This is a genomic window from Paenibacillus terrisolis (assembly GCF_056171975.1).
Genome location: NZ_JBKFGG010000029.1, coordinates 24,252 through 47,794 on the forward strand (window position 1 = coordinate 24,252; position 23,543 = coordinate 47,794).

Annotated in this window: 20 protein-coding genes; 9 read left to right on the plus strand and 11 right to left on the minus strand. The window is 53.2% G+C overall.

Annotated elements, in window-relative coordinates; genetic code table 11:
• Position 1: 1 nt before the first annotated feature.
• The 3 genes from prfA to ACI48K_RS20000 all read right to left on the minus strand — a co-directional run bounded on the left by prfA (position 2) and on the right by ACI48K_RS20000 (position 2,401).
• Positions 2-1,069 carry a peptide chain release factor 1 gene (gene prfA, locus ACI48K_RS19990; protein WP_475029390.1) on the minus strand — a complete coding sequence of 356 codons (1,068 nt, stop codon included), beginning with the start codon at positions 1,067-1,069 and terminating at the stop codon, positions 2-4.
• A 568-nt stretch (positions 1,070-1,637) separates the two neighbouring features.
• Entirely contained in the window at positions 1,638-2,051 is a 414-nt protein-coding gene (locus tag ACI48K_RS19995; RefSeq protein WP_475029391.1) for a TM2 domain-containing protein, read from the minus strand.
• Between the two features lie 5 nt (positions 2,052-2,056).
• Positions 2,057-2,401: a TM2 domain-containing protein gene (locus ACI48K_RS20000; RefSeq protein WP_475029433.1), complete on the minus strand. Its 345-nt coding sequence runs from the start codon at positions 2,399-2,401 to the stop codon at positions 2,057-2,059.
• A gap of 272 nt (positions 2,402-2,673) precedes the next feature.
• Here ACI48K_RS20000 and ACI48K_RS20005 point away from each other — a divergent pair, with 272 nt between their 5' ends.
• From ACI48K_RS20005 to ACI48K_RS20030, 6 genes are all read left to right on the plus strand, one after another.
• Positions 2,674-3,591, plus strand: a complete 918-nt coding sequence (locus tag ACI48K_RS20005) for a LysR family transcriptional regulator (protein WP_475029434.1) — start codon at positions 2,674-2,676, stop codon at positions 3,589-3,591.
• A gap of 119 nt (positions 3,592-3,710) precedes the next feature.
• The gene (locus ACI48K_RS20010; RefSeq protein ID WP_475029392.1) at positions 3,711-4,508 is read left to right on the plus strand and encodes an ABC transporter ATP-binding protein; all 798 of its coding nucleotides are present in this window, start codon (positions 3,711-3,713) and stop codon (positions 4,506-4,508) included.
• A 32-nt stretch (positions 4,509-4,540) separates the two neighbouring features.
• Entirely contained in the window at positions 4,541-5,410 is an 870-nt protein-coding gene (locus ACI48K_RS20015; protein ID WP_475029393.1) for an ABC transporter permease, read from the plus strand.
• Between the two features lie 39 nt (positions 5,411-5,449).
• Positions 5,450-6,505: an ABC transporter substrate-binding protein gene (locus ACI48K_RS20020; protein ID WP_475029394.1), complete on the plus strand. Its 1,056-nt coding sequence runs from the start codon at positions 5,450-5,452 to the stop codon at positions 6,503-6,505.
• A 30-nt stretch (positions 6,506-6,535) separates the two neighbouring features.
• Positions 6,536-7,288 (plus strand): isochorismatase family protein, encoded by a 753-nt coding sequence (locus tag ACI48K_RS20025; RefSeq protein WP_475029395.1) that lies wholly within the window; start codon positions 6,536-6,538, stop codon positions 7,286-7,288.
• Positions 7,289-7,386: 98 nt separating this feature from the next.
• The gene (locus ACI48K_RS20030; protein ID WP_475029396.1) at positions 7,387-8,715 is read left to right on the plus strand and encodes an MFS transporter; all 1,329 of its coding nucleotides are present in this window, start codon (positions 7,387-7,389) and stop codon (positions 8,713-8,715) included.
• Between the two features lie 95 nt (positions 8,716-8,810).
• Here ACI48K_RS20030 and ychF read toward each other — a convergent pair whose 3' ends face one another.
• From ychF to cls, 7 genes are all read right to left on the minus strand, one after another.
• On the minus strand, positions 8,811-9,911 hold the full coding sequence (ychF, locus tag ACI48K_RS20035) for a redox-regulated ATPase YchF (protein WP_475029397.1): 1,101 nt from the start codon (positions 9,909-9,911) through the stop codon (positions 8,811-8,813).
• 167 nt (positions 9,912-10,078) lie between these two features.
• Positions 10,079-10,549 (minus strand): GNAT family N-acetyltransferase, encoded by a 471-nt coding sequence (locus ACI48K_RS20040; protein ID WP_475029398.1) that lies wholly within the window; start codon positions 10,547-10,549, stop codon positions 10,079-10,081.
• A 625-nt stretch (positions 10,550-11,174) separates the two neighbouring features.
• Positions 11,175-12,002 (minus strand): energy-coupling factor transporter transmembrane component T family protein, encoded by an 828-nt coding sequence (locus ACI48K_RS20045; protein ID WP_475029399.1) that lies wholly within the window; start codon positions 12,000-12,002, stop codon positions 11,175-11,177.
• The gene (locus ACI48K_RS20050) at positions 11,999-13,768 is read right to left on the minus strand and encodes an ABC transporter ATP-binding protein (RefSeq protein ID WP_475029400.1); all 1,770 of its coding nucleotides are present in this window, start codon (positions 13,766-13,768) and stop codon (positions 11,999-12,001) included. Before ACI48K_RS20050 ends, ACI48K_RS20045 begins: the two co-directional genes overlap by 4 nt.
• 16 nt (positions 13,769-13,784) lie before the next feature.
• Positions 13,785-14,345: an ECF-type riboflavin transporter substrate-binding protein gene (locus tag ACI48K_RS20055; RefSeq protein WP_475029401.1), complete on the minus strand. Its 561-nt coding sequence runs from the start codon at positions 14,343-14,345 to the stop codon at positions 13,785-13,787.
• Positions 14,346-14,562: 217 nt separating this feature from the next.
• Positions 14,563-15,591: a type 2 isopentenyl-diphosphate Delta-isomerase gene (gene fni, locus ACI48K_RS20060; RefSeq protein ID WP_475029402.1), complete on the minus strand. Its 1,029-nt coding sequence runs from the start codon at positions 15,589-15,591 to the stop codon at positions 14,563-14,565.
• A gap of 33 nt (positions 15,592-15,624) precedes the next feature.
• A complete protein-coding gene (gene cls / locus ACI48K_RS20065) occupies positions 15,625-17,133 on the minus strand; it encodes a cardiolipin synthase (protein WP_475029403.1) in 1,509 nt (502 codons plus the stop codon).
• 179 nt (positions 17,134-17,312) lie between these two features.
• Between cls and ACI48K_RS20070 the strand changes: the two genes are divergently transcribed.
• Both ACI48K_RS20070 and ACI48K_RS20075 read left to right on the plus strand, forming a co-directional pair.
• Entirely contained in the window at positions 17,313-18,215 is a 903-nt protein-coding gene (locus ACI48K_RS20070; RefSeq protein ID WP_475029404.1) for a TetR/AcrR family transcriptional regulator, read from the plus strand.
• 38 nt (positions 18,216-18,253) lie between these two features.
• Positions 18,254-21,406, plus strand: a complete 3,153-nt coding sequence (locus ACI48K_RS20075; protein ID WP_475029405.1) for an efflux RND transporter permease subunit — start codon at positions 18,254-18,256, stop codon at positions 21,404-21,406.
• 105 nt (positions 21,407-21,511) lie between these two features.
• Here the strand turns inward: ACI48K_RS20075 and ACI48K_RS20080 are convergent, their stop codons facing one another.
• The gene (locus tag ACI48K_RS20080; RefSeq protein ID WP_475029406.1) at positions 21,512-22,210 is read right to left on the minus strand and encodes a TorD/DmsD family molecular chaperone; all 699 of its coding nucleotides are present in this window, start codon (positions 22,208-22,210) and stop codon (positions 21,512-21,514) included.
• Positions 22,211-22,534: 324 nt separating this feature from the next.
• Between ACI48K_RS20080 and moaA the strand changes: the two genes are divergently transcribed.
• Positions 22,535-23,542, plus strand: coding sequence for a GTP 3',8-cyclase MoaA (moaA, locus tag ACI48K_RS20085; RefSeq protein ID WP_475029407.1), 1,008 nt, complete (start codon positions 22,535-22,537; stop codon positions 23,540-23,542).
• Position 23,543 lies beyond the last annotated feature (1 nt).

Below are 23,543 nucleotides of genomic sequence, written 5' to 3' on the forward strand. Positions count from 1 at the left end.
TTTATTCTCCTTTATCCATCAAATCGGCTTGCTCCGCAATCGTCAGCGCGGACACGATCTCTTCGATCTCGCCGTTCATCACCTGATCCAGCTTGTGCAGGGTCAGGCCGATGCGATGGTCAGTGACGCGGCTTTGCGGGAAATTATAAGTCCGGATCCGCTCGCTGCGGTCGCCGGTGCCTACCTTGCTCTTCCGTTCGCCGGCGTATTTCGCTTCCTCTTCCTGGCGCATCATGTCGGAGATACGGGCGCGAAGTACCTGGAGGGCTTTTTCCTTATTCGAGTTTTGCGATTTGCCGTCCTGGCACGTTGCCACGATTCCCGTCGGAATATGCGTAACCCGCACGGCCGATTTCGTCGTGTTGACGGACTGGCCGCCGGCACCGCTTGAACAAAACGTATCCACGCGAATATCCTTATCCAGAATTTCGATATCGACTTCTTCGGCTTCCGGCAGCACCGCCACCGTCGAGGTCGACGTGTGAATCCGTCCGCCGGATTCCGTCGATGGAATCCGCTGCACGCGGTGCGCGCCGCTCTCATACTTCATCTTGCTGTATGCGCCCCGCCCGTTAATCATAAAGATCACTTCTTTGAATCCGCCGAGGTCGCTTTCATTCATATCCATCAAATCGATACGCCAGCCTTGCGTGTCCGCGTAACGGGTATACATCCGGTACAAGTCGGCGGCAAACAGCGCCGCTTCGTCGCCGCCGGCCGCGCCGCGGATTTCCACGATTACGTTCTTATCGTCATTCGGATCCTTCGGCAGCAGCAGAACGCGAATTTTATCTTCCAATTCCTGCTGGCGTGCGGATAGATCTTCGATTTCCATCTTGACCATTTCGCGCATTTCATCGTCCAGCTTCTCGGCCTGCATCACTTTAGCGGCCTCAAGCTCTTCAACGACATTTCTATATTCGGTGTACGCCTCATAAGCCGGCTGTAAATCCGATTGTTCTTTGGAGTAATCCCGCAGTTTCTTCGTATCGTTCGCTACGTCCGGGTCGCAAAGCAGCTCGCTCAGCTTCTCGTAACGGTCAGCCAGGGATTGCAGTCGGTCCAACAAGGAATTTCACCTCTCTTTTATCCAAGTTATCCTTTAAAAAAAGCCGTCCATCAATGCCACAATCAACAAGGATAAACGACTTTTTATTATATCATATGAAGCAGAAAATGACTAGTCAAGGCTTACCGAAATAATATGGGCTGGAGAAGGGATTTCCGGGTTGGATAAACGGCCCTAATTACCCTGTTGATAATCTCGGAATAAGATATTAGGGACAGAAATACCTCTATTTGGGCGATATCCTTCATTTTGCGTGAAATAGAGGATATGGATGGCGCTATTTTCCCGAATCGCCGAGAAATGGCCGCTTTTTGTACCGATCGTTGGGAAATAAGACCAATTAACTCCCCTATTGTTGAAGAACACGCTTGGATTCGGAAAATAAGACCCTAACGTTCCGCTATTTTATGAAGCATTATTAGCAATAGAGATATGCCAACGTATGAACCACGTTGTTTCCGCTCTCAGCTCCACCGGGGTTACGGAATCAAAAAACCGCAGCTCCGACCTCTTGGCCGGACCGCGGCTTTCCCTCTTCTTGCTTTTCAAATTCGCATCTTTTCTTGCTTTAGTTATGTATTCCCGAACGAATAGCGGCGATTTGAGTGATAAGTTTCTGTTCGAGCTCGGAGTTCCAGTTCCGGATCATCCCCGGCAGCAAGCACGCGTCGACAATGACCCAAACCGTTAAGGAAATCCCAAAAAGGGCTACGGGGATCAAATAAAGCAAAAATCCGACGCTCTCCGGAGAATTTGGCGTCTCCATGCCGGCCGCGACAATAAACACGAAGTAAAAAATAATGGCCAGTACAAACAAGCAAAGCTGAGCGACACCCGTACCGATCTTTTTCAGATAAAACCGATGTACGCCCAAATGGCCGGCCAGAAGCATCATATAAGCCAGGCCAAGCGATTTTTCCCTTTTACTCATTTCCGAACTCAGCAGCAGCAGTTCCCGGGTCGACAAATCACTTTTGTTCATGACCATTAGATCGGGTACTCGGGAGATCTGCCGCGATCGAAGAAAATCTGATCGATCAAGCGGTTCTCCAAAGCCGCATTATGTTCTCTTACCCAAACATGGACGAGAAACGCGTCAACGATCCACCAAATGCCGGTTACGATGAAACCGACGAGCGTGATCGACAATACCAACTGCGTCACGGCCGTGCCCGTTTTCCCCATGTAAAACCGGTGTCCGCCGAAAACGCCGAGAAAATACCACAGGACGTACGCAACTACCATGTTTTTTCCTTGCCTCTTCACTTCGGACTCGAGCAACAGCAATTCCCGGGTGTCCAGTTGGCTTTTCCTGGACAACGCATAATCCATACTCATAACATTCCTCCTTGCTAAAATTGGCGAAGCTTGAAATCAGTATACGGAGAGGAGCTATCCAAAAGCAATATGATACTTCGCAACTTTGCCAAATTCTTGAGCCGCACCCGGTTTGATCCGCCTCCGCCCCGACATCCACACCCGATCACATTTTATGCGAGCTTTCCGTCTTATTGAAAATTTTTATTCCTTTTCAAAAGTTTTTATGTAAAATAATCTTACATAAACATCATTGCCGTCAGACATGAGGAGGGAACCGCGTGGATATGCTGGATCTCAAAGTGTTTCTTGCCGTGGCCGAAAGTCAAAGCATGAGCAAAGCCGCCCATTACGTCGCTTTAACCCAGCCGGCCGTCAGTTTTCGCGTCGCCGGTCTGGAGTCCGAGCTAGGGATCCCTCTGTTCCACAGAACCCGTTCCGGAGCATTTCTGACCGACGCCGGACGAAAATTTTACTTTTACGCCCAATATGCGCTCAGCGCCCTCGAAGCGGGCAAAGAGACGGTCCGCAAGCTGTCGGAGGACCCGGAGGAACCCAAACTGAGGATCGGCATTGTCGAGTCGTTAACCCACATCATGCTGCCTTCCGTCATCCGCTCCATGAAGGAGCAGGTTCCGGGCGCCGAATGGAAGATCAATACGGGCCAGTCGCTTGAGCTGGCCTTGCGGACCGCTTCCGGAGAACTGGATATCTCCTTCGTCAACCAGTTCTTTTCCCCGCTGCCTCAAATCCAGGCCGTAAAGCTGTTCGAGGAGCCGCTCGTTTTCATCGGTCCCAAGCAGCCCAATTTCCCCAGATTCCAAAGCCTCTCCACTTATTTGCAGGAGATACCGTTCATTCTGCTCAAGCGGCATATGCCGCTGCGCGAGCTCTTGGAGGACAAGTTATTCACCCCCTTGCGGCTTCATCCCCAAAAAACCATCGAGGTGGACACCTCTCATCTCATCCGTCAAATGGTTGCGCAAGGGAGCGGCTGCTCCGTATTGCCCCTGTCCTCTTTATGGCCGACCGGAAACGACGCGTCCATCGAAAAAATCCCGCTCCAGGAAATTCACCTTAAACAAAGCTTCTACTGCCTTCACTCTCTCTCCGTTTCCGATAACATAAAGCTGCTGCTGCCTCAGCTTCAAGCCAGCATTAAAGAACAAGTCGCTGAGTTCCGAAACAACGATTTATCCCGTTAAAATCAGTCGCTCGCCGTCATTCGTGTTAGTTTACCTTACATCGATGATATAAAATCTCTTTATTACTCCCTTGATGTCACATATATTACTATTTACTTAACACAAAGGAGGTGGCTGAGATGACCCCGTACAAAATGGAGCTGGAAAACGTAAGTAAAGCATATTTGACTGCAAACGGCACCACTGTCCAAGCGCTCGGGCCGGTGGAAATGCAAATTCCCAACCATCGTTTCATCAGCATCGTTGGACCCAGCGGCTGCGGGAAATCAACATTGTTCAATATTATTTCCGGGTTGGTCGAAACCTCCGAAGGAGCCATCTATGTAGACGGCAATCGCGTTGACGGGCTGACCGGAATTACGGGCTACATGCTGCAAAAGGATTTGCTGCTGCCATGGCGCACCATTCTGGACAACGTCATTTTGGGATTGGAAATTCAAAAGGTTCCCAAAAAAGAAGCAAAGGCCAAAGCGCTGCCCCTGCTGCACAAATACGGTCTTAAAGGATTTGAACACCATTATCCGGCCCAACTGTCCGGTGGGATGCGGCAGCGTGCTGCCCTACTGCGGACCATTATGTACGATCGCGACATTATTCTTCTCGACGAACCTTTCGGAGCGTTGGACGCTCAGACCCGGGCGATGATGCAGGAATGGCTTCTCGACCTGTGGGACGATTTTCAGAAGACGATTCTGTTCGTCACGCATGACATGGAGGAGGCGATTTATCTGTCCGACGAGGTTTATATCATGACCTCCAGACCGGGAACGATCAAACGCCATCTCACCATCGACCTGGCGAGACCGCGAAAACCGCAAATTATCACGTCTCCGCACTTTATTGAACTAAAGGAAGAAGCGCTTCGCACCTTGTCCGAAGAAACGATGAAGGCCTACAAAGAAGAAGCGGCGGTGTAACGCTTATATAACCAAAGAGAGGAGTGAGAGCTATGCAAAGCGAGACGGATGTATTAGAAAACGGCGGCAAGTTGGGGAAAATCGGACGTACAGCGCCTCACCGGCCCAAAGCCAACGGTTTGAAATATGAAATGGGAACGCCCAAAACCGGGCTGGTCAATGTGGGACGGTTCGTTTTGTTTCTTGTCATTTTGCTGCTGTGGGAAATAGGAGCGCGTACGGGGATCATCAATCCCTTCTTTTGGAGCCAACCCGCGGAGATTGCACGAACTTGGTGGAGCAGCGTCCAATCCGGAGCCGTCTGGCAAGACACGCTTTATACCTTTCGTTCCACCGTTATCGGCTTTTTGCTTGGTACGGCGGGCGGAACGATTATGGGCCTCTCCTTCTGGTGGTCCAAATATTACGCACGCATCTTCGAGCCCTTCATCATTATGTTCGAAGCCATGCCCAAATTGGCGCTGGCGCCGATCATCGTGCTGGTCTTCGGGATCGGCATCGGCTCCAAAATCGCCATGGGTTTCGCCATCACCGTCGTTATCACCACATTGACCACATACAACGGCGTGCGCAGCGTCGACAAGGATTTGGTACGGATGGTCTATTCCCTGGGCGCCTCCAGACTTCAAGTATTTAACAAAGTGATCGTTCCGACCGCGATTCCGGCGATGATATCGGCGCTTCGCATCAACATCGGGCTTGCTCTGACCGGTGCGATCGTAGGGGAATACATCGGCTCCGAACACGGGCTGGGTCGCATGATTTTCTACGCAGGCCAAACTTATGAGATCAGTCTTATCTGGGCCAACATTTTCAATTTATCCATTCTCTCCATGCTGCTCTACATCCTTGTCGGGAGATTGGAGGCTTACCTGCTGAAAGGATTTACGCATCAAAAATAAATAAAGAGAAACTTGGAGAATCGAGGGAGGAAAACCATCATGAGCAAAGCCAGATCTCTACCATTTTCAAGATCGGTGGTATTTATTGCAGTCTTGATCATCGTCATGCTGATAGCCGGCTGCGGAGGGGCGTCTCCCCAAGAAAAGGCTGCCGCCGATCCGGCGTCGGCAGCGTCGGATAACGACGGAGGCTCCAAATCCGTCAAAGAATTGGTCATAGCCGAACCGGTTCACAGCACAGGTTACCTACCGCTATATGTCGCCATCCGAAAAGGACTCTTCGACGGCCTGTCCGTAAAAGCCGTGACGCTTTCAGGCGGAAGCGCGCATACCAACGCCGTGCTGACCGACCAAGCCTTCGGCTTCATCGGCGGCCCCGAGCATAATGCCTACGCCAAAGCGAAGGGCGAGGATCTGCGGGCCATCGTTAATATCGTCAACCGTGGGAATGTGTATCTAGTCGCCAGATCCGATCTGGAACCCGGAACGGACATCGCCGCTTTCATGAAAGGCAAAACCGTCGCCGTCTCCCAATACGGCGGAACTCCCAACTCCATCATCCGTTATTTGGCCGACCAATGGGGGTATGAGCTCGATAAGGATCTGATTTTGAAGGAAGTCGATAACGGAGCGATTCCGGCCGTTGTCAAGCAGAAACAGGCCGATGTGGCCGTGGTGACCGAGCCTGTACTGACTCAAGGCATTGAAGAGGGGATTTGGAAAGAACCTTTCTACAATGTTCCGAAAGAGCTTGGGCCGTACGCCTACTCGACGATCAACATCAAGGAAAGCAACATTACAGGCGAACCGGAAGTTGTGGAAAAATTCGTCCAAGGGATTCAAAAGGGACTGGAATTCCTGCGCGATAACAAAGAGGAAAGCATGGAAATTGCCAAGCAGGAGTTCCCCAGCATGTCGGACGACCTGTTAAAAGCAACGCTTAATCGGTCATACGCGGACGAATTATGGGAATATTCCGGCCAAATTACTGAAGATTCCGTGAAGACTGGCTTGGCCGTCGTTCGCGCCGCCGGGTTGTTGAAGGACGACTCCATCGGCTACAAAGACATTGTAGATACTCAGTTTGTTAAATAACCGAAACCAAATTTAAGGAGGTTTATTCACATGAGAGTATGGGATGAATTTTTGACGGATCGCGACAAGCAGGTGTTCGGAAGTGCCGGATATGACGTAAAGGCAGGTTTCGGGAAACGCCCGGCCATCCTGGTGGTTGATGTCAACTATGCCTTTTGCGGACATAAGAAGGAACCCATTCTGGAGTCGGTAAAAACCTGGCGCAACAGCTGCGGCGAAGTGGCCTGGGAAGCAATCCCGTATATTCAGCAGCTGCTTAGTGCCGCCCGGGAGCAGCGCATTCCCGTCTTTTATTCCACGGGAATCGACCGCCGGGCCGACGGTTTCGACGCCGGAGGCTGGAGACGAAAAAACAGCCGGTCCGGAGAAAAGAAAGAGGTTCCCGGCTACGGCGGCAACGAAATCGTTCGCGAAATCGCTCCGCTGGCCAGCGATATCGTGATTGAGAAGCTCAAACCGTCTCCGTTTCACGGCACTCCGCTGGTCGGATACCTTACCGATCTAGGCATCGACACCCTGCTTATTTGCGGAACTACTACGGGCGGCTGTGTACGAGCCAGCGTCATCGACGCCTTCTCCTATAATTTCTTCGTCGGCGTTGTTGAGGAATGCACCTTCGACCGCGGCCAGGCCTCTCATGCGATCAACCTTTTCGACATGAACGCCAAATACGCAGACGTCATCAGCACGGAAGAAGCAATCGGTTATATTTCTCAAACCGAAAAAGGCCTCCACGACGGAAAAATCGACTTCTCCTCTGTCAGCCCCAGCGCCACGGTGTAAAAAAGGGTAAAGAGGTCAAACAAAAAACGGAGCCCCCGTCTCCCTTGGGGGCTCCGTTTCTTTGACACAGCTAAAAACTTGATCGAGGTGATACAGACATGTCGAGACCTTCCATATCCCTCTCCCCCTCCAATCGCAGCAATCCGGTCTGGATTTCCTTGTCCTGCGGATTATACTGGTTCGCCTTTTCCCTAACCAGACCCATGATTTCGCTGTATGCCGCTTCTTTAGGCATCCAAGGCGTCGGCATCGGTATTGTTTTGGCGGTATATGCACTGCTGCCGATGCTGGCCGCAATCCCCGGCGGATTCGTCGCCGACAGGCTGGGCCGCACCCTCGTATTGCGTGCCGGCTCCTTGATGATGCTGGTCAGCGGATTTTTGTACCTGATCTCTTCCGGCCCCTGGGTGCTGTCTATGGCCCAACTGCTGGCCGGCCTGGGACAAATGTCGGTCTGGCTCGCGGTTCAGGTGCTCATCACCGAGGGGCCGAAGCAAGGGAGTGAAGGACGATTCGCCACCTTTTCCCTATACATGGCCATCGGCCAAATGATTGCCCCGCTCCTTTCCGGTTATCTGTCGGACCAGTTCGGATATAAGATGGTTTTCCTCGGATATACCGTAAGCAGCATGGCCTTAATATTGACCTCCTGGCAGTGCCGCGAAGAGTCGGAGAGCCCCGTTTCAGCTATGCCGGATGAGGCCGCTTCATTTCGCCGCGTACCTTCCGAATCCAGCGTTCGCCAACGTTCGTTCCGCCCATCGGGGATTTTGGAAGCAGGCAAAATACAGCACGTCTTTCGGCAGTGCATTAAACTGATTCGGGACCGGAAATTCGGCGCAATCTTATTGACCACCTTTATCTCTTTGTTTATTGTCGATGTTCGAACCGCCTATCTCCCAATCCAGTTGGAATCGCAGGGGATATCGAACACAAAGGTAGGCCTGCTTGTCTCCATAGGAGCGCTTTCCGCGTTGTTCGTCCGTCCCGTTTATCCTTGGCTAATGGCGAAGCTCAGGTTCCGGTGGCTGCTGATTTTGACCTACGCGGTCTCGCTGCTTCTGCTGTTTGCCGCTCCGCTGCTGTCCAATTACTATCTGCTTGTGGCCCTTGTTTTTGTAACCGGGCTCGCGCTGGGCATCAACCAGCCGATGACGCTTTCTATGATCGCCGGCTCTACGGAACCGGAGGAACGGGGGCTCGGAATCGGTCTCAGGCTGATGTCCAACCGGGCCGCCCAATTGATGGATCCGCTGCTTTTTGGTATTTTCACCGCATTTACCAGCCTGCACTCGGCTTTTCTGCTCGTCGGCGCTTTGCTGCTCTTATGCTGCGCCTTCACCGTTCACTTGTATATTACCTCGGAAAACGAGGCCGCTCCCGGAAAGGTTCTTGAAAACAGCCGCGAATCCCGGCATTTCGGTTGAGAAACGCCGCGTTCGTTATAGAAAAACGGCCCGCCGTAAATCGGCAGGCCGTTTTGTCATCGAATGCACGATTCCAACAAATCGATATTTCGATCTTATACGTTAAACCGGAAGTGCATGATGTCTCCATCCTGTACCACGTAGTCTTTGCCTTCGAGGCGCAGTTGTCCGCGCTCTTTGGCAACGTTCATCGAGCCTGCCGAGACGAGATCGCCGTAAGAGACAACTTCCGCCCGGATAAAGCCGCGCTCAAAGTCTGTGTGAATAACGCCGGCCGCTCCCGGCGCTTTGGTGCCTTTGCGGATCGTCCAGGCACGCACCTCTTGTACCCCGGCGGTAAAGTAGGTGTACAAGCCAAGCAAGCGATATGCCGCTTGAATCAGGCGGTCGAGACCTGAGGCTTGAAGACCCAGCTCTTCGAGGAACATCGCTTTGTCCTCGCCTTCGAGCTCGGCGATTTCCGCTTCCACCTTGGCGCTGATCGGCACAACTTCCGCTCCTTCCGCGGCGGCAAAATCCTTAACCTGCTGCACGAACGGATTGCTGTCCGCATCGGACACGCCGTCCTCGCTGACGTTAGCGGCATACAGCACCGGCTTCAAGGTAAGCAAATGCAGATCGCGCACGATCAGCTTCTCCTCATCGTTCAGCTCCACGCTGCGCGCCGGCTGATCGTTATAGAGCGCCTCCTTGATTCGTTCCAGTACCTCGACTTCCTGGGCGTATTGCTTATTGCCGCCTTTCATATTTTTCCGGGAGCGTTCGATTCGTTTCTCTACACTCTCCACGTCCGCCAAAATCAGCTCTAGGTTAATCGTCTGGATATCGCTGATCGGATTGATTTTGCCGTCCACATGGGTGATGTTCTCGTCTTCAAAACAACGGACCACATGCACGATGGCATCCACCTCGCGGATATGGGCCAGAAACTTGTTGCCCAGACCCTCGCCTTTGCTGGCCCCGCGCACCAGTCCCGCAATGTCGACGAATTCAAACGCGGTAGGAACCGTCCGGTTCGGAACAACCAGCTCGGTCAACTTATCGAGACGCTCGTCTGGCACTTCAACGACGCCGACGTTTGGATCGATGGTGCAAAACGGGTAGTTGGCGGATTCCGCCCCCGCTTGGGTTATCGCATTAAACAATGTGGATTTTCCAACGTTCGGAAGGCCCACGATGCCTGCTTTTAAAGCCATATTTTATGACAACTCCTCATTCGTTTAGTTCATGATTTCGAAAGATGACGCTCGGAACTTTCGTTAGCGATGATGCGGCTTTCGCATCTTCTTCAACCATAGTACCTATCTGGCGGACATATTTCAAGGATTGCCGTTAAAATATTGCGTGACGGTTCCGGCTGAACTTACAGTTTTTTGGTCATTACGATGTCGGTGATTTCGTAGCTCATCTTTTGATACAAGCGGAATGCTCGCTGGTTATGACCAAACACGTGGAGGGAAATCTTGCCCGCTCCCAAACCGCGCGCTTCCTCATCCAGCGCGGACATCGTGGCCTGACCGTAACCTTTGCCTTGAAATTCCTCGTAAATCAGAATGTCGTAAATGAACGCGGAACGGCCGGTTTTATCCTCGCTCAGATTAAACCAGATATGGCCTACGGGCGTCCTGCCCTCTGCGTCCAATACGGTGAACAAGTAAGCGTCCGGCGTATCCTTCCCCTCCGGAAGGAGTCTCCGAAAAGCGGCCTCCGAAAGGGCCGGCGCTTCCGATTCCTCCCATGTCCCCGAAGTCACTTTCTCCACCGCGTAATCCCGAACCGACCGTTCCCAAAACGCGCGGTACTCTTTGTCGGTCATCGGCACCAGTTTGACCATTGTATCCTCTCCTCTTCGCACTTTCTAATCATTTTGATTATATGAAATTCGTATACTGAATGCATATGACGCGGAAGGAAGCGGCTCTGCAAACCAACTTTTCTAATTAATTTATCCCCTTACTGGGGATACCTCGCCGACGCCTTGTTCAAAAGCGAGTCTGGTTCACTTCCGTTTGATATCGGTTCGAGCCAAATAGGCCGCTTGATTTCAGCCATGGCCGTGGTGTATTTAAGCCTCACCCGCAATTCCGGGGGCTATGCTTTTGCAGGATTAGAGACGGAATATCGGGTGAGCAGCAGGTCAGGAAATGTTGTATCTAGTACAACAAATTGGAGCATGAAGCCGCAATCCAGCAAAGATGTTGTATTTCTTGCAACATTATTGACCTCTACCGTCCAATTTTGAGCCGATTAGCTCCATTATGTTCTTTATGCAACAAAACGAGCTGCAAGCCAGCCAGCGCGGTTAAAATTTTGCACAATATGCAACATTCCAACAATTTCTGTAGTGTGACACTGTTGGGTGACTCTGTAGCGTAAGCCTGTTGAATGAATCTGTTGCATAAGTCTGTTGCGTAAGTCTGTTGAATGAGTCTGTTAAATGAGTCAAATCCCAGCCCTTTTTAGAAAGGATACCAAAATTGCTGGAACATGCGAAGTTTAAGCAGAATGGCCCCGACGAGGAGGAGGATGAACAACAGCACCACGGCCTTGTCGCTGCGGGACATGGAGGTTCCCATGTACCATGTGCGCTGCGGATTTGTTCCGAAACCACGTAAATCCATCGCATTGGTTACCGATTCGATATGCTCAAGCGAAGATATCAATAGCGGAACGACGGTCAGGGAAAGATTTCGCATCCGCCGAAATAAGCTTCCATCCCCCCGCGATATGCCTAACCCGCGCATCTGCAGGGAATTCACGATGTTGCGGAACTCCTGGGTCAGATCGGGAATATAGCGGAGCGCAATGTTAACCGCGTAAGCCAATTTGTAAGGCACGCCCAGCTTGTTCAAGCTTGCGGCAAAGCGGCTCGGATGCGTCGTGAAAATAAACAGCATCGTGATCGGCAGCAGCGTTAAATATTTCAGGGACAACGTGAGTACGTAAAATAAGGTTTCCGCGTCGATTGTGTCGTAACCAAGCGGGATGAGCGGCGTGCTGCTTCCCGTTAAGCGACTCCCGTAACGGGGCGTTATGATGAGGATCAAGATGCTGTTAATGAAGGTAAATACGATAAGCACCCAAAACAGAAGAGCCATGCGTTTTGCCGGAATCCTGGCTAAACCGAGCATGGCCGCCCCGAGGAGCAGCAAAAAAGCGAAAACGCGCATATCCATGAACAGAAAGGTCACAACGGTCCAGATCAGCAGCATCACCAGCTTGACCGCGCCGTCCATCCTATGGAAGAAAGACTCTCCGCGGACATAGAGGCTGCCCGTTTGATTCATGACAATTTCCCCTTTTTCTCTGCATCGATAAAAGCCTGAACAAACCTGGAAGGGGATGACAACCCCCAGATTCTTGCAAAACGGGATAAACTCGTTTCCCTCAGATTGGCATGAGCCGCCGTTTCGGGGTCAGACAGGACGTTTGCCACCGAGTCTACGGCGATAATTTGTCCATTTGCCATCACGGCAGCGCGGTCCGCGTACTCCAGCGCCAAATGCATATCATGCGTGATGAACAAAAAGGCCATTCCCTGAGCCGCCAAACGATCGATAAAATCCATAAATTCCGTATAATGACGGTAATCCTGGCCTGCGGTCGGTTCGTCAAGGATCATCAATTTCGGCTGAAGAACGAGGATGGCGGCGATGCTAAGCCGCTTTTTCTGCCCGAAGCTGAGCGCGGAAACCGGCCAGTTGCGGAAAGGGTATAGACCGCAAATGCGCAGCGTCTCTTCGACTCGTTCATCCCACTCAGTAGGCGGCACGCCGCGTGCGGCGAGGCCAAGCCCCATTTCTTCCCGGATCATGTGCTGGGTCAGCATATGGCTGGGGTTTTGCATTACATAGCCAATCTCTTCCCCTCTGCGGCGGATCGACCAGTTATTCATGAGCTCCCCCCTCAGCCGAATTTCACCCAAGCGCGGCTTGAGCAGTCCGGTGATGAGTCCGGAGAGCGTCGATTTCCCCGCCCCGTTGCTGCCGAGCAGAGCTACGGTTTCCCCTTCGGCAATATTCATCGTTACCTGTCGTACGACGTCCCGGCCCGCTTCGTAAGCAAAGGACACCTCCTTGAGCTCAAGCAGGGTTTTGCCGGCTTCGCGGGGATTCATCGGCTTCACCGAGCTTATCCAGGCCTCCAGCCGATCGCCGATTTCCCGTTCGCCGATCCCGGCGCGTCCTCCTTTTTCCCGTCCCGCGGCTTCTTCGCCGTTGTTATGCCCCGTTGGCAGGGTCCCCTCGGGTGACGCGAGTTCCGGCAGCACGTTCAACGGAACCCCTGCGTATGCGAGCGCCTCCAGATACAGCGGCTGACGCAGGCCGTAATCCGGAAGCACTCCGGCGGCAAGCAGCTCTTCCGGCGTGCCAATCGCGGCGATTTCCCCATCGTTCATCACGACGATTCGGTCAACCCGCTCCTGCAGGACATCCTCGACCCGGTGTTCGATGAGAATTACGGTTTTCCCTTCTTTTCGGTGAATCTCGTCAATCAGCTTCATCGCTCTGGCGCCGCTGGCCGGATCCAGATTCGCTAGCGGCTCGTCAAACAGCAGCACATCGGCTTTGGTCGATAATACCCCGGCGAGAGAAACGTTCTGCTTTTGGCCGCCGGACAAGTCATGAGGTCCTTGTTCCTCGTAACCCAGCATGCCGACCAGATCCAGCGACGAGATGACCGCAGCCTTCATTTCCGCCTGGGGGGCGGCTTCATTCTCCATCTGAAAGGCCACGTCTTCCCCAACGGTTTGTCCGACGAACTGGGAGTCCGGATTTTGCAGGATCGTTCCGATCCGGCGACTGCGTTCAAATATGCTTGAAGCTACGGCCTCCTTGCCGTCGATATAAAGTTCTCCGGACACCTCGCCGCTGTATGAAAAGGGAATTAGCCCATTGATGCAATGGGCTAATGTCGATTTTCCGGAACCGCTCGGCCCGGCAATCCATATTTTCTCCCCGCGCCTGATGTCGAGGTTGATGTTTCGAATCGTTGGCTCGGCCTGGCTTTTATAGCGGAAGCTGAAATTGCGGAATGAGATTACATGCTGCATCGGCATTTGGAGCTCCTTATCTGTCCACGCTTAAATTAGTATTGGAACGATTCCGCTTGGCGTACGCCCATACCGCCGGCAGGCCCAGAATGAGAAACACGGCGACGTTGGCAAGACCCGCGGATACGACCTGAATCACGATTTTGTCGTTTGGTTCACCCATCACAACGATGTCGAACAGTCCCGAGAACGCCAGGGAAACGAAAATACCGATCACGCCAAAAACGATCAAACGGACTACATGGCTTCTTTTCATTTGTCCTTCCTGCGGGTTGAAGTCCTTCGACAAATAAATGAGCCCCATAAACGCCGCTGTGATCCCCGAGCCTAAAGCCCAGCCCCACCAAACGGTTCCGCTCGTAATAAAGTCATTGATCACATGCCCGATAAACCCGGCGATAAAGCCGACCACCGGACCAAAAAGCGCTCCGAAAATCGTCAGCAGCGCAATAGCCGGACGAAGCTGCGTATCCGGCCCAATTGGTATGCCGATCCAACTGGTCGCCCCGTATAACGCTGCACCGATCCCGATCGTTACCACGGTCCGGGTACTCCATTTCCACAGTGATGGTTTCATTGGACTCTCCCCCTTAAAGTTGTTCAAAAGCTCTTATGCCGCCCTGAACAATGTCAAGTGCCAAATTGCCATTTCCTGGGTGAATACCTGCTGCCCTGCGGCAAATTCAGCTTTTCACTTCAATATAATGGGTTATCTTCAAAAAGGCAACGAAAAACTATGTATTCCAGTTGGAATTATTTGAATTAATGAATAAGGACGGCCTGATAGGCCGTCCCTATTCACGCCGCACAAGTCGCGGCGTATTTCGCAGCGCCGGGATGCTTCCGGCGCCGATCCCGAACATGGCGGTGCGCAGCTCCAGCTCAACGCGCTCCAGAAGCGCGTCGAGCCGCTCCTCCGAATGCACCGCCGGTTCGAGCAGCGCCCGGCCGAACCCGGCCAGGTCCGCGCCAAGCGCCAGCGCTTTGGCCGCGTCCACGCCGGTGTTCAGGCCCCCGCTGCCAATCAGGGCGGCGTCCGGCACCGCCGCCCGCACTTCGCGGATGCATTCGGCGGTGGGGATGCCCCAGTCCGCGAATGCTTCCGCGGCCGCGCGGCGCACCGGATCGCTGCCGCGGAACTTCTCGACCTGGCTCCACGAGGTTCCCCCGGCGCCGGCTACATCGATGAACGCAACGCCGGCCTCATGCAGCCGCTTGGCGATGACGCCGTCAATGCCCCAGCCGACTTCCTTGACGCCGACAGGCACCGAAACGGTCAGGCAAACCTCCTCGATCCGGGCCAGCAACCCGCCGAAAGCGGTGTTCCCCTCCGGCTGGAACGCCTCCTGGAGGCTGTTCAGATGCAGCACCAGCATGTCCGCGCCCGCAATTTCTACAGCCCGAAGGCAATCGTCAGCGGTGAAACCGTAGTTGAGCTGCACCGCGCCCAAATTGGCGATGATCGGAATCGTCGGGGCCCAACGCCGGATGTTGAACGTCGGGGCCAGTTCCTTTTGTTCCACGGCCGCACGGACCGAACCGACGCCCATCGACCAGCCGCGCCGCTCGGCGGCTTCCGCCAGACGTTCGTTGATGCGGCCCGCGAGTTCGCTGCCCCCCGTCATCGAACTGATCAGCAGCGGCTTCCGGATCGGCGCTCCGAGAAACGTCGTGTCGAGGTTGATTTTCGCGAAATCCAGCTCAGGCAAAGCGTTGTGCCGGAAGGCATATTTTTCGAACCCCGTACGAACGCCTTCTCCATTGACCTGTTCTTCCAAGCAAAGGCGTATATGCTCATTTTTTCGGCCGGATGTGTTTTCCATGGCGGATGGCCTCCTTTTTCGCAAACCGGTTAATTACAGCAGCGGCGACATCAGCCGGGCCGCCGATTCCATAAAGCGCACAAATACTTTTTTCTTCATGAACGTTTTCTTCTCGATCATTTTCGTAGACAGCAGATCCCGCTCAAAATCCTTCACGATCTTGCCGACGCTGTCGCTCTGCACAAGCAGCGCGTTCACTTCGAAATTCAGATGGAAGCTGCGCATATCCATATTCGCCGTCCCTACGGTGGCCACTTCCCGGTCCACGATCAGCAGCTTCGAATGCAGGAAGCCTTTCTCGTATTCGTAAATCTTCACGCCCACGTCAAGGAGCGAAGGAAAATAAGAATGGGACGCGAGAAAAGGTAGCCATTTGTCCGGCTTGGCGGGAAACAGGATGCGTACGTCGACCCCCGACATCGCCGCCACTCGCAGGGCGGTCAGGATATCCTCGTCGGGTATGAAATACGGAGTCGCGAGCCACACGGACTTTTTGGCCGAGGTAATCATGGCGAAAAAGATATGCTTGAGCGTCCGGCTCTCGTTATCCGGCCCGCTCGGAACGATTTGTATCGCTCCGCTGCAGCCTTGCACAAGCTCGGGCGACAAATACGCCTGATCCATGATTTTTTCGCCGGTGATGTAATGCCAGTCCTGCAAAAAAATAACCTGAAGCGACCTGACGGCCTCCCCCCTGACAAGCATATGGGTATCGCGCCAAAAGCCGTACGTTTTGCTCCGGCTGAGATACTCGTCCCCTACGTTAAGGCCTCCGATCAGCCCCACATTTCCGTCGATGACGACAATCTTGCGGTGGTTGCGGTAGTTCACCCGGCTCGACAGCGCCAGAAAGCGCACCTCGCCGTAAATACCGACCTTGACCCCCGCTTCGCGAAGCTCACGGATGAAGGATTGGGACAAGCCGATGCTTCCGACCGCATCAAACATAAATCGGACTTCCACTCCGGCGCGGGCTTTTTCGACCAGCGTTTTCTGAATCTCTCTTCCGATATCGTCGGCCCGGTAAATGTAGTATTCCATATGTATGTGATGTTTGGCCTGCTTCAGCTCTCGTAAAAGCGTAGAGAAGGTTTCTTCTCCGTTCGTAAGCACCCTCGTTTGGGTCGCCATCGAGTACGGAGTGCGGGCAATACGCTGGGACATGTGCAGCAGACGCTGCTGTCCGGGAGTAAACTGCGACAAATCGCGAGGCAGCATATGGCCGTTGTTGTCGATTCGTTCATAGCTGAGCCGGTCCTGCTCCGCCTTTTTATCGAATTTGCGGCGCTTGAAGTAATTTTGCCCCAGCAAAAAATAAAGGGCCAGTCCGACGACAGGCAAAAGGGCAAGTACCAAAATCCAGGCTACCGTACTCGACGGATTACGGTTCTCCATAAATATGGCAAGTCCGATCGTGATGACCGTCAAGGTTTGGAATATGCTGACCAGGGTACCCCCGAATTTCCCGAAGACGCCGAATCCGAAATAATAGAAGGCGAATAAAATAGCTGCGATTAATATGATTTGTAATCCCCGTCTCATCGCGGTACTCCTTTTCACTGTGATGCATGACTATATTTTACATGAACCGCGGCTTTCTTCCTAGCTATTTCAAATTTTGAAAATACCACAGATTTGTAACCGGATTTCAATTGTACTATAATCATGTTGACTCATGAGTCAGAATGAGAACTCGCCGGTCGGAAAGGAGGGTCAAGTTTATGCCTACCCATGCTTCGGATAAAAAAACGCAGATCCTGCGGGCCACAATGCAGTTGTTCGCCGCAAACGGTTCTTCGGCCACCTCCATGCAGCAAATCGCCGAAGCCTGCGGCATGTCCAAGGGAAGCCTGTATTTGCAGTTCAAATCCAAGGAGGAGCTGGAGAGCAGCTTGTACGATTATTGTTTTCAAATGCTCCAGGATCACTTGATGCAAGCGGAGCTTCAGCCCGAACTCAAGCCCAGAGAGAAGCTGTGCCGGCAAATCGAGGTGATGCTCGAGCTGGTGCTGGAGCTCCGGGAGTTCCTGCTGATGCAGTTCAAGGATTGGGTCCGCAGCGGAAACGGGTACATGGAGCCGGAGGTCGTCAAGACGCATACGGCCAAGCTGCTTCGCTACGGCAAGGAAAAGCTCGAGGACGTCTACGGTCAGGAGATCAAGCCTTATACGGGAGATCTGATTCTGATCGCCAACGGAATGGTCGGCATATATGTTCGCCTGGTTTTTGACGCCCGGCTTAACATTCCGACCCGGCGAATGGCCGATCATCTCATGAATCTGCTCGACGTCGAAGCGGACAGCCTGCTTCGCAAACGGCCGGAGCCGCTGATCCCCGTGGATCTGATCGACGAGTGGTCCGGAAATTGCCACGAAGCGGCGCCTAAAACCGGACGTCATCCCTTGCTTGTGATCAAAGCATTGAAGGATTCTCTCGGCGAGCTGGCGCTTGATCCGGTGATCCGGGAGCAAGCTTTGGAATCCTTGCTGATTCTCGAGACTGAAATTCTCGAACTGCGGCCGCGCCGGGCAATCGTCCAGGGGATGCTGGCAAATTTGGCAAGCATTTCGGAGCTCGAAAACGAGCTGAACGAGTTGAAACCGTTAGTCCAAGCAAACGTATAGTCTAGGAGACAGACAAGAAAGAGGAGTGAAACCAGCTGATGAAAAGTATTATTCAATTTTCGCTGCGCAACAAATTCGCGGTATGGCTGCTGACTATCATTGTTACGGCCGTGGGTTTGTACAGCGGATTGACGATGAAACAGGAGAGCATCCCGAACATCGACGTTCCTTATCTGAGCGTCACCGCGGTTTATCCCGGCGCAGCCCCTGAAGGTGTCGTGCAGGATATTACCAAACCGCTCGAGCAGCGGCTGCGGAATATCGACGGGGTTAAGACTTTAACCTCCACCTCGATGGAAAACGCGGCATCGCTCATTATCGAATTCGAGTACGGAACGGATCTCGACAACGGGACGGCGGCCGTCCGCGAAGCGCTGAACGACGTGCAGCTTCCCGACGGTGCTCAAAAGCCGCAAATCACCCGGTTCAGCCTGAACTCTTTGCCGGTCATTTCGCTGAGCTTGTCGGACAACCAGTCCGGGGATCTCGAATCTTTGACCAAAACGGTGGAGAACGATATCACCCCGGCCCTGGAAGACCTTGACGGCGTTGCGTCCGTTCAGGTTTCCGGGCAGTATACCCGCGAGGTCAATCTGAAATTCGACCAAGCGAAGATGAAAGAGCTGGGACTTAGCGAAGATACGGTCAAGGGTATTGTGCAAGCTTCGGCGCTGCGCGCTCCGCTCGGTTTGTTCGATATGGAGGACGCCGAAAAAGCCATTGTCGTTGACGGCAATGTGACGACCGTAGACGATCTGAAAAACCTTGCGATTCCGGCCATTCCAAGCGGAGCCGCCGGTAATGCCGCGGGAGCCAATCAGGCCGGGGCGCCAAGCAGCGCCGCAGGCGCGGGAGCCTTGGGGAATATTCCTGTAGGAATCCCAACCGTCAAGCTGGGCGACATCGCCCAAATCGAAACAATCGGGAAAGCGGAATCGATCTCCCGTACGAACGGCAAGGATTCGATCGGCGTTCAAATCGTGAAATCGAATGACGCCAATACCGTTGACGTCGTTAATCTTGTAAAAGACAAAGCGGACGAATTGAAAAAGCAATATAAAAACATTGATTTTACCGTCCTGCTGGATCAAGGGCAACCTATTACGGACTCCGTCGATACGATGTTGTCCAAAGCGTTGTTCGGCGCCTTGTTCGCCGTCCTGATCATTCTGATCTTCCTGCGGAACCTCCGCTCTACGATTATTTCCATCATATCCATTCCGCTGTCGCTGCTGATCGCGATTCTGGCTCTCAAGCAGATGGATATTACGCTCAATATGATGACACTGGGAGCCATGACGGTCGCCATCGGGCGGGTTGTCGACGACTCGATCGTCGTCATCGAGAATATCTACCGCAGGTTATCCATGACCGGCGAACAACTGAAGGGCGGCAAACTGATCGTCGAGGCAACCCGGGAAATGTTCATTCCGATCATGTCCTCTACGATCGTAACGATTGCCGTGTTCCTGCCGCTCGCTTTCGTCAGCGGGATGGTCGGCGAATTGTTCAAACCGTTTGCGCTCACAATCGTCTTCTCGCTGCTCGCTTCCCTTCTGGTGGCGATCACGCTCGTTCCGGCGCTTGCGCATACGCTGTTCCGTAACGGCCTCAAAAAGCAGCATCACGAAGAAGGCAAACCGACAGGCATTGCCCGGGCTTACCAACGCGGCTTGAACTGGTCGCTTTCCCATAAGCTGATCACTTTCGGTCTGGCCGTTGTGCTGCTGGTCGGCAGCTTGTTCCTGTTCCCGCTTGTCGGCGTCAGCTTCCTGCCGGAGCAAGAGCAAAAAAATGCGACAATTACTTATTCTCCAGCTCCTGGGGAACGTCTTGAAGACGTACAAAAAGATATGCTCATCGCCGAGAAGTACATTTTAGACAGACCCGGCGTGGAGAAAATGCAATACTCTGTCGGAGGCGGCAATCCGCTGGGCTTCGGCTCCTCCAATTCGGCCTTGTTCTATATCGAATACAACACGGACACCAAAGATTTTGACCAGGTGAAGGAAGATCTGGTGAACAACCTGAAGAAGGAAGTACCGAAGGGCGACTGGGGCGACCAGTCCGCGATGATGGGCGGCGGCCTGGGAGGCAGCACGCTCAGCGTTAACATCTTCGGGGACGATCTGGAACAGATCAAACCGGTTTCCGACCAGATCCTGGGATGGGTTCAGAACGACGCGAAAAACTTTGAAAAGGGTAAAACAAGCCTTTCCACCGCTTACGAGCAATACACGCTCGTTGCGGATCAGCAAAAGCTGAGTTCGCTTGGACTCACCGCCGGTCAAATCGCCATGAAGCTTAGCCCGGTGCGTGAACGTCCGGTGCTTACCGAAGTGGAAGTCGACGGCAAAGATTACAAGGTCTACATCGAAACGGACGATAAAACCTACGGCAGCATCGAGGATATCGAGAATGAAACCCTCGCCTCGCCGCTGGGGATGCAGGTGCCAATCAAAGACGTAGCCACGGTGGAAAAAGGAAGTTCTCCGGATTCCGTCATGCGCATGGACGGCAAGATGGTCGTTGAAGTCAGCGCGAACATTACGGCTACCGACGTGCAAAAAGCATCGTCCAACCTGCAGGACAAAATCGACAAAATGGAGCTTCCGGACGGCGTAACCGTGAAATTCGGCGGCGTAACCGAGCAGATCAACGATACGTTTGGTCAACTCGGTATCGCTATGGCCGCTGCCGTAGCCATCGTCTATTTCGTACTCGTCGTTACGTTCGGCGGCGGTTTGGCGCCATTCGCAATCCTGTTCTCCCTGCCGTTTATCGTCATCGGCGCGATGATCGCGCTGCTGATCGGCGGAGAAACGCTGAACGTATCCGCACTGATGGGCGTTCTGATGCTGATCGGGATTGTCGTCACCAACGCCATCGTGCTCATCGACCGCGTTATTCATAAGGAACGCGAAGGCTTGTCTACCCGTGAAGCTTTGCTGGAAGCGGGCGCAACCCGGCTTCGTCCGATCCTGATGACGGCCCTGGCGACGATTGGCGCACTGCTGCCGCTCGTATTCGGCTGGGAGCAAAGCGCAGGGATTATCTCGCGCGGCCTGGGCATTACCGTTATCGGGGGTCTGATCAGCTCCACGCTGCTGACTCTGGTTATCGTGCCGGTGGTATACGAGTTCCTGATGAAATTCCGCCGCCGCGGAGCCCTGCAAGAAGAATTGGATTAATCGCCTATGTTTCATTAAACGATAAGGGCCTTGCCGAGGGATATTCAAATCCTTCGCAAGGCCCTTTTGATTTTATATATGAAAGAGAAGTGTTCCTCGTTCGCGTTATTGTGCCGTTTCCCTCAGGCTGCTTTGCCAAACACGAAGCTGCGCCAAATCCTGCACAAGCAGCTCCTCCATCAGCTCGGCAAGTCCTCTGTAGAGGGGACTGGACGTTGCCGCTGCAAGATCTTTCGAAAATTCAGGGACCCACTTAAGCAGATGAGACTCCAGAAACATCGTTTGCGTATCGACCAGCTCCAGACAGCTTCGGGCCAGACTTTCCTTTCGCAGCATTCCTTCCGCCAGCACCGCCATAAATTCCAGCTCCATGGCGATATGATCGTCCCGTTCCCCGTTCAATTTATTAAAGACGACGCCATTGTCGGCATAGATTTTCCGGATTTCCGAGATGCAGGCAAAAGCGTCGGAACCCTCAGACCGGGCGCGGAATACGCTTTCGCAGGAAGGCAGAACCGCCTCGCTCCCCATAAAGAGCCGTTCGTATTCTTCGGCTTCCTGATAGCATACCTTGCGGAAGTCCTCCTCCGGAATGCTCTCCAGATATTGCTTCAATTTGCTGCCGCTGCGGCTTGAAGGGATGGTTCCGGATAGTTCGACCCTCTGGCGCCATTGCGCGATCAGGGACATCCGCGGCGGACGGCTCAGGAAATCCAGGAGCAGCTGATAGGCATAACCCCGGTATTCCAGCCAGCGGACATGTTCCTTGTCATGATTGACAGGATCCTTGAACAGCATGGTCATCTTAGTCATCTCCCTATTTTGTACCATTTGACATATAAACCGGCCCGACATGAGACACTTTCAAAAAAAAGATGACTTCCTTAATGATGTGCGGAAATCATCTAAAAACATATACCCGACACATGATTAAGGGGGATCACGTATCGCTTAATTTCATTATATATCCAAATGTAAGCGCTTTATGTGATCTTTTTTACAGTTATATAGTATCATTTTATCGTACAAATTGTGCAATTATGCATGAGGGAAATGTGACTTTTGTATTGACGGAGCGGGAAAACATAGATAAAATTTGAGGAATCCCAAGATAAAGGAGGCTTCCGAATGGAGCAGCTCGTCGACTCATTTGGACGAATTCACGACTATCTTCGGATCTCGGTAACCGACCGGTGCAATCTCCGCTGCGTATACTGCATGCCGGAAGAGGGCATGGTATTCCAGCCTCACGAAGAAATTATGCGCTACGAGGAAATTGCCGAGACCGTTTCCGCGCTCGCTCCCATGGGACTCCGCAAAATCCGGATTACCGGAGGAGAGCCGCTGGTCCGCAAGGATTTGGAAAAGCTGATCGCCATGCTGTCGTCGATCGACGGCATTGAAGATATCGCCATGACGACCAACGGTATGTTTCTTGGAGCTAAGGCCGGACTTCTTAAGGAAGCGGGCCTAAACCGGGTTAATATCAGTCTGGACTCGCTGCGCCCGGACCGGTTCGCGATGATCACCCGGGGCGGGGACGTCCGCAAAGTGCTCGAAGGCGTTGATGCGGCTATGGAAGCCGGGCTTGATCCGATCAAACTGAATGTTGTCCTGATGCGGGGCGTGAATGACGACGAAATCCGGGATTTCATCTCTTTAACGCTGGAAAAAGCCCTGCATGTCCGGTTTATTGAATACATGCCGATCGGCAGCGCCACGGATTCTTGGCGTAAGACTTATCTGCCTTTATCCGTAGTCGAGGACACCTGCCGGGAAGCCGGATGGGAGACGGAAGCGGCCGGACTGCCTAAAGGGAACGGACCGGCAGAGAGCCGGCGGATCATTGGCGCTCCAGGCACGTTTGGCCTGATTCATCCGGTAAGCGAGCATTTCTGCGATAATTGCAACCGGCTCCGCCTGACCGCCGACGGCTACATCAAAGCCTGTCTGTATTGGTCCGACGAGCTTCACGTTCGTCCGCTGGCCGCGGCAGGCGATCGAAACGGCATTCGGAGTCTGTTTCTTAAGGCGCTGGACGGGAAGCCCAAAAATCATGAAATGGCGTTCGCATTGGAGAAAAAAGTGCAAAGCCACACTCCAACCGCGCGCCGGATGTCGCAAATCGGCGGGTAAT

What these genes read in the sequence shown, in the direction of transcription:
- ACI48K_RS19995 (WP_475029391.1), bottom strand. Translation starts at nt 2,051, where the DNA reads ATGAACAAAAGTGATTTGTCGACCCGGGAACTGCTGCTGCTGAGTTCG.
- ACI48K_RS20000 (WP_475029433.1), bottom strand. Translation starts at nt 2,401, where the DNA reads ATGGATTATGCGTTGTCCAGGAAAAGCCAACTGGACACCCGGGAATTG.
- ACI48K_RS20005 (WP_475029434.1), top strand. Translation starts at nt 2,674, where the DNA reads ATGCTGGATCTCAAAGTGTTTCTTGCCGTGGCCGAAAGTCAAAGCATG.
- ACI48K_RS20010 (WP_475029392.1), top strand. Translation starts at nt 3,711, where the DNA reads ATGACCCCGTACAAAATGGAGCTGGAAAACGTAAGTAAAGCATATTTG.
- ACI48K_RS20015 (WP_475029393.1), top strand. Translation starts at nt 4,541, where the DNA reads ATGCAAAGCGAGACGGATGTATTAGAAAACGGCGGCAAGTTGGGGAAA.
- ACI48K_RS20020 (WP_475029394.1), top strand. Translation starts at nt 5,450, where the DNA reads ATGAGCAAAGCCAGATCTCTACCATTTTCAAGATCGGTGGTATTTATT.
- ACI48K_RS20025 (WP_475029395.1), top strand. Translation starts at nt 6,536, where the DNA reads ATGAGAGTATGGGATGAATTTTTGACGGATCGCGACAAGCAGGTGTTC.
- ACI48K_RS20030 (WP_475029396.1), top strand. Translation starts at nt 7,387, where the DNA reads ATGTCGAGACCTTCCATATCCCTCTCCCCCTCCAATCGCAGCAATCCG.
- ychF (WP_475029397.1), bottom strand. Translation starts at nt 9,911, where the DNA reads ATGGCTTTAAAAGCAGGCATCGTGGGCCTTCCGAACGTTGGAAAATCC.
- ACI48K_RS20040 (WP_475029398.1), bottom strand. Translation starts at nt 10,549, where the DNA reads ATGGTCAAACTGGTGCCGATGACCGACAAAGAGTACCGCGCGTTTTGG.
- ACI48K_RS20045 (WP_475029399.1), bottom strand. Translation starts at nt 12,002, where the DNA reads ATGAATCAAACGGGCAGCCTCTATGTCCGCGGAGAGTCTTTCTTCCAT.
- ACI48K_RS20050 (WP_475029400.1), bottom strand. Translation starts at nt 13,768, where the DNA reads ATGCAGCATGTAATCTCATTCCGCAATTTCAGCTTCCGCTATAAAAGC.
- ACI48K_RS20055 (WP_475029401.1), bottom strand. Translation starts at nt 14,345, where the DNA reads ATGAAACCATCACTGTGGAAATGGAGTACCCGGACCGTGGTAACGATC.
- fni (WP_475029402.1), bottom strand. Translation starts at nt 15,591, where the DNA reads ATGGAAAACACATCCGGCCGAAAAAATGAGCATATACGCCTTTGCTTG.
- cls (WP_475029403.1), bottom strand. Translation starts at nt 17,133, where the DNA reads ATGAGACGGGGATTACAAATCATATTAATCGCAGCTATTTTATTCGCC.
- ACI48K_RS20070 (WP_475029404.1), top strand. Translation starts at nt 17,313, where the DNA reads ATGCCTACCCATGCTTCGGATAAAAAAACGCAGATCCTGCGGGCCACA.
- ACI48K_RS20075 (WP_475029405.1), top strand. Translation starts at nt 18,254, where the DNA reads ATGAAAAGTATTATTCAATTTTCGCTGCGCAACAAATTCGCGGTATGG.
- ACI48K_RS20080 (WP_475029406.1), bottom strand. Translation starts at nt 22,210, where the DNA reads ATGACCATGCTGTTCAAGGATCCTGTCAATCATGACAAGGAACATGTC.
- moaA (WP_475029407.1), top strand. Translation starts at nt 22,535, where the DNA reads ATGGAGCAGCTCGTCGACTCATTTGGACGAATTCACGACTATCTTCGG.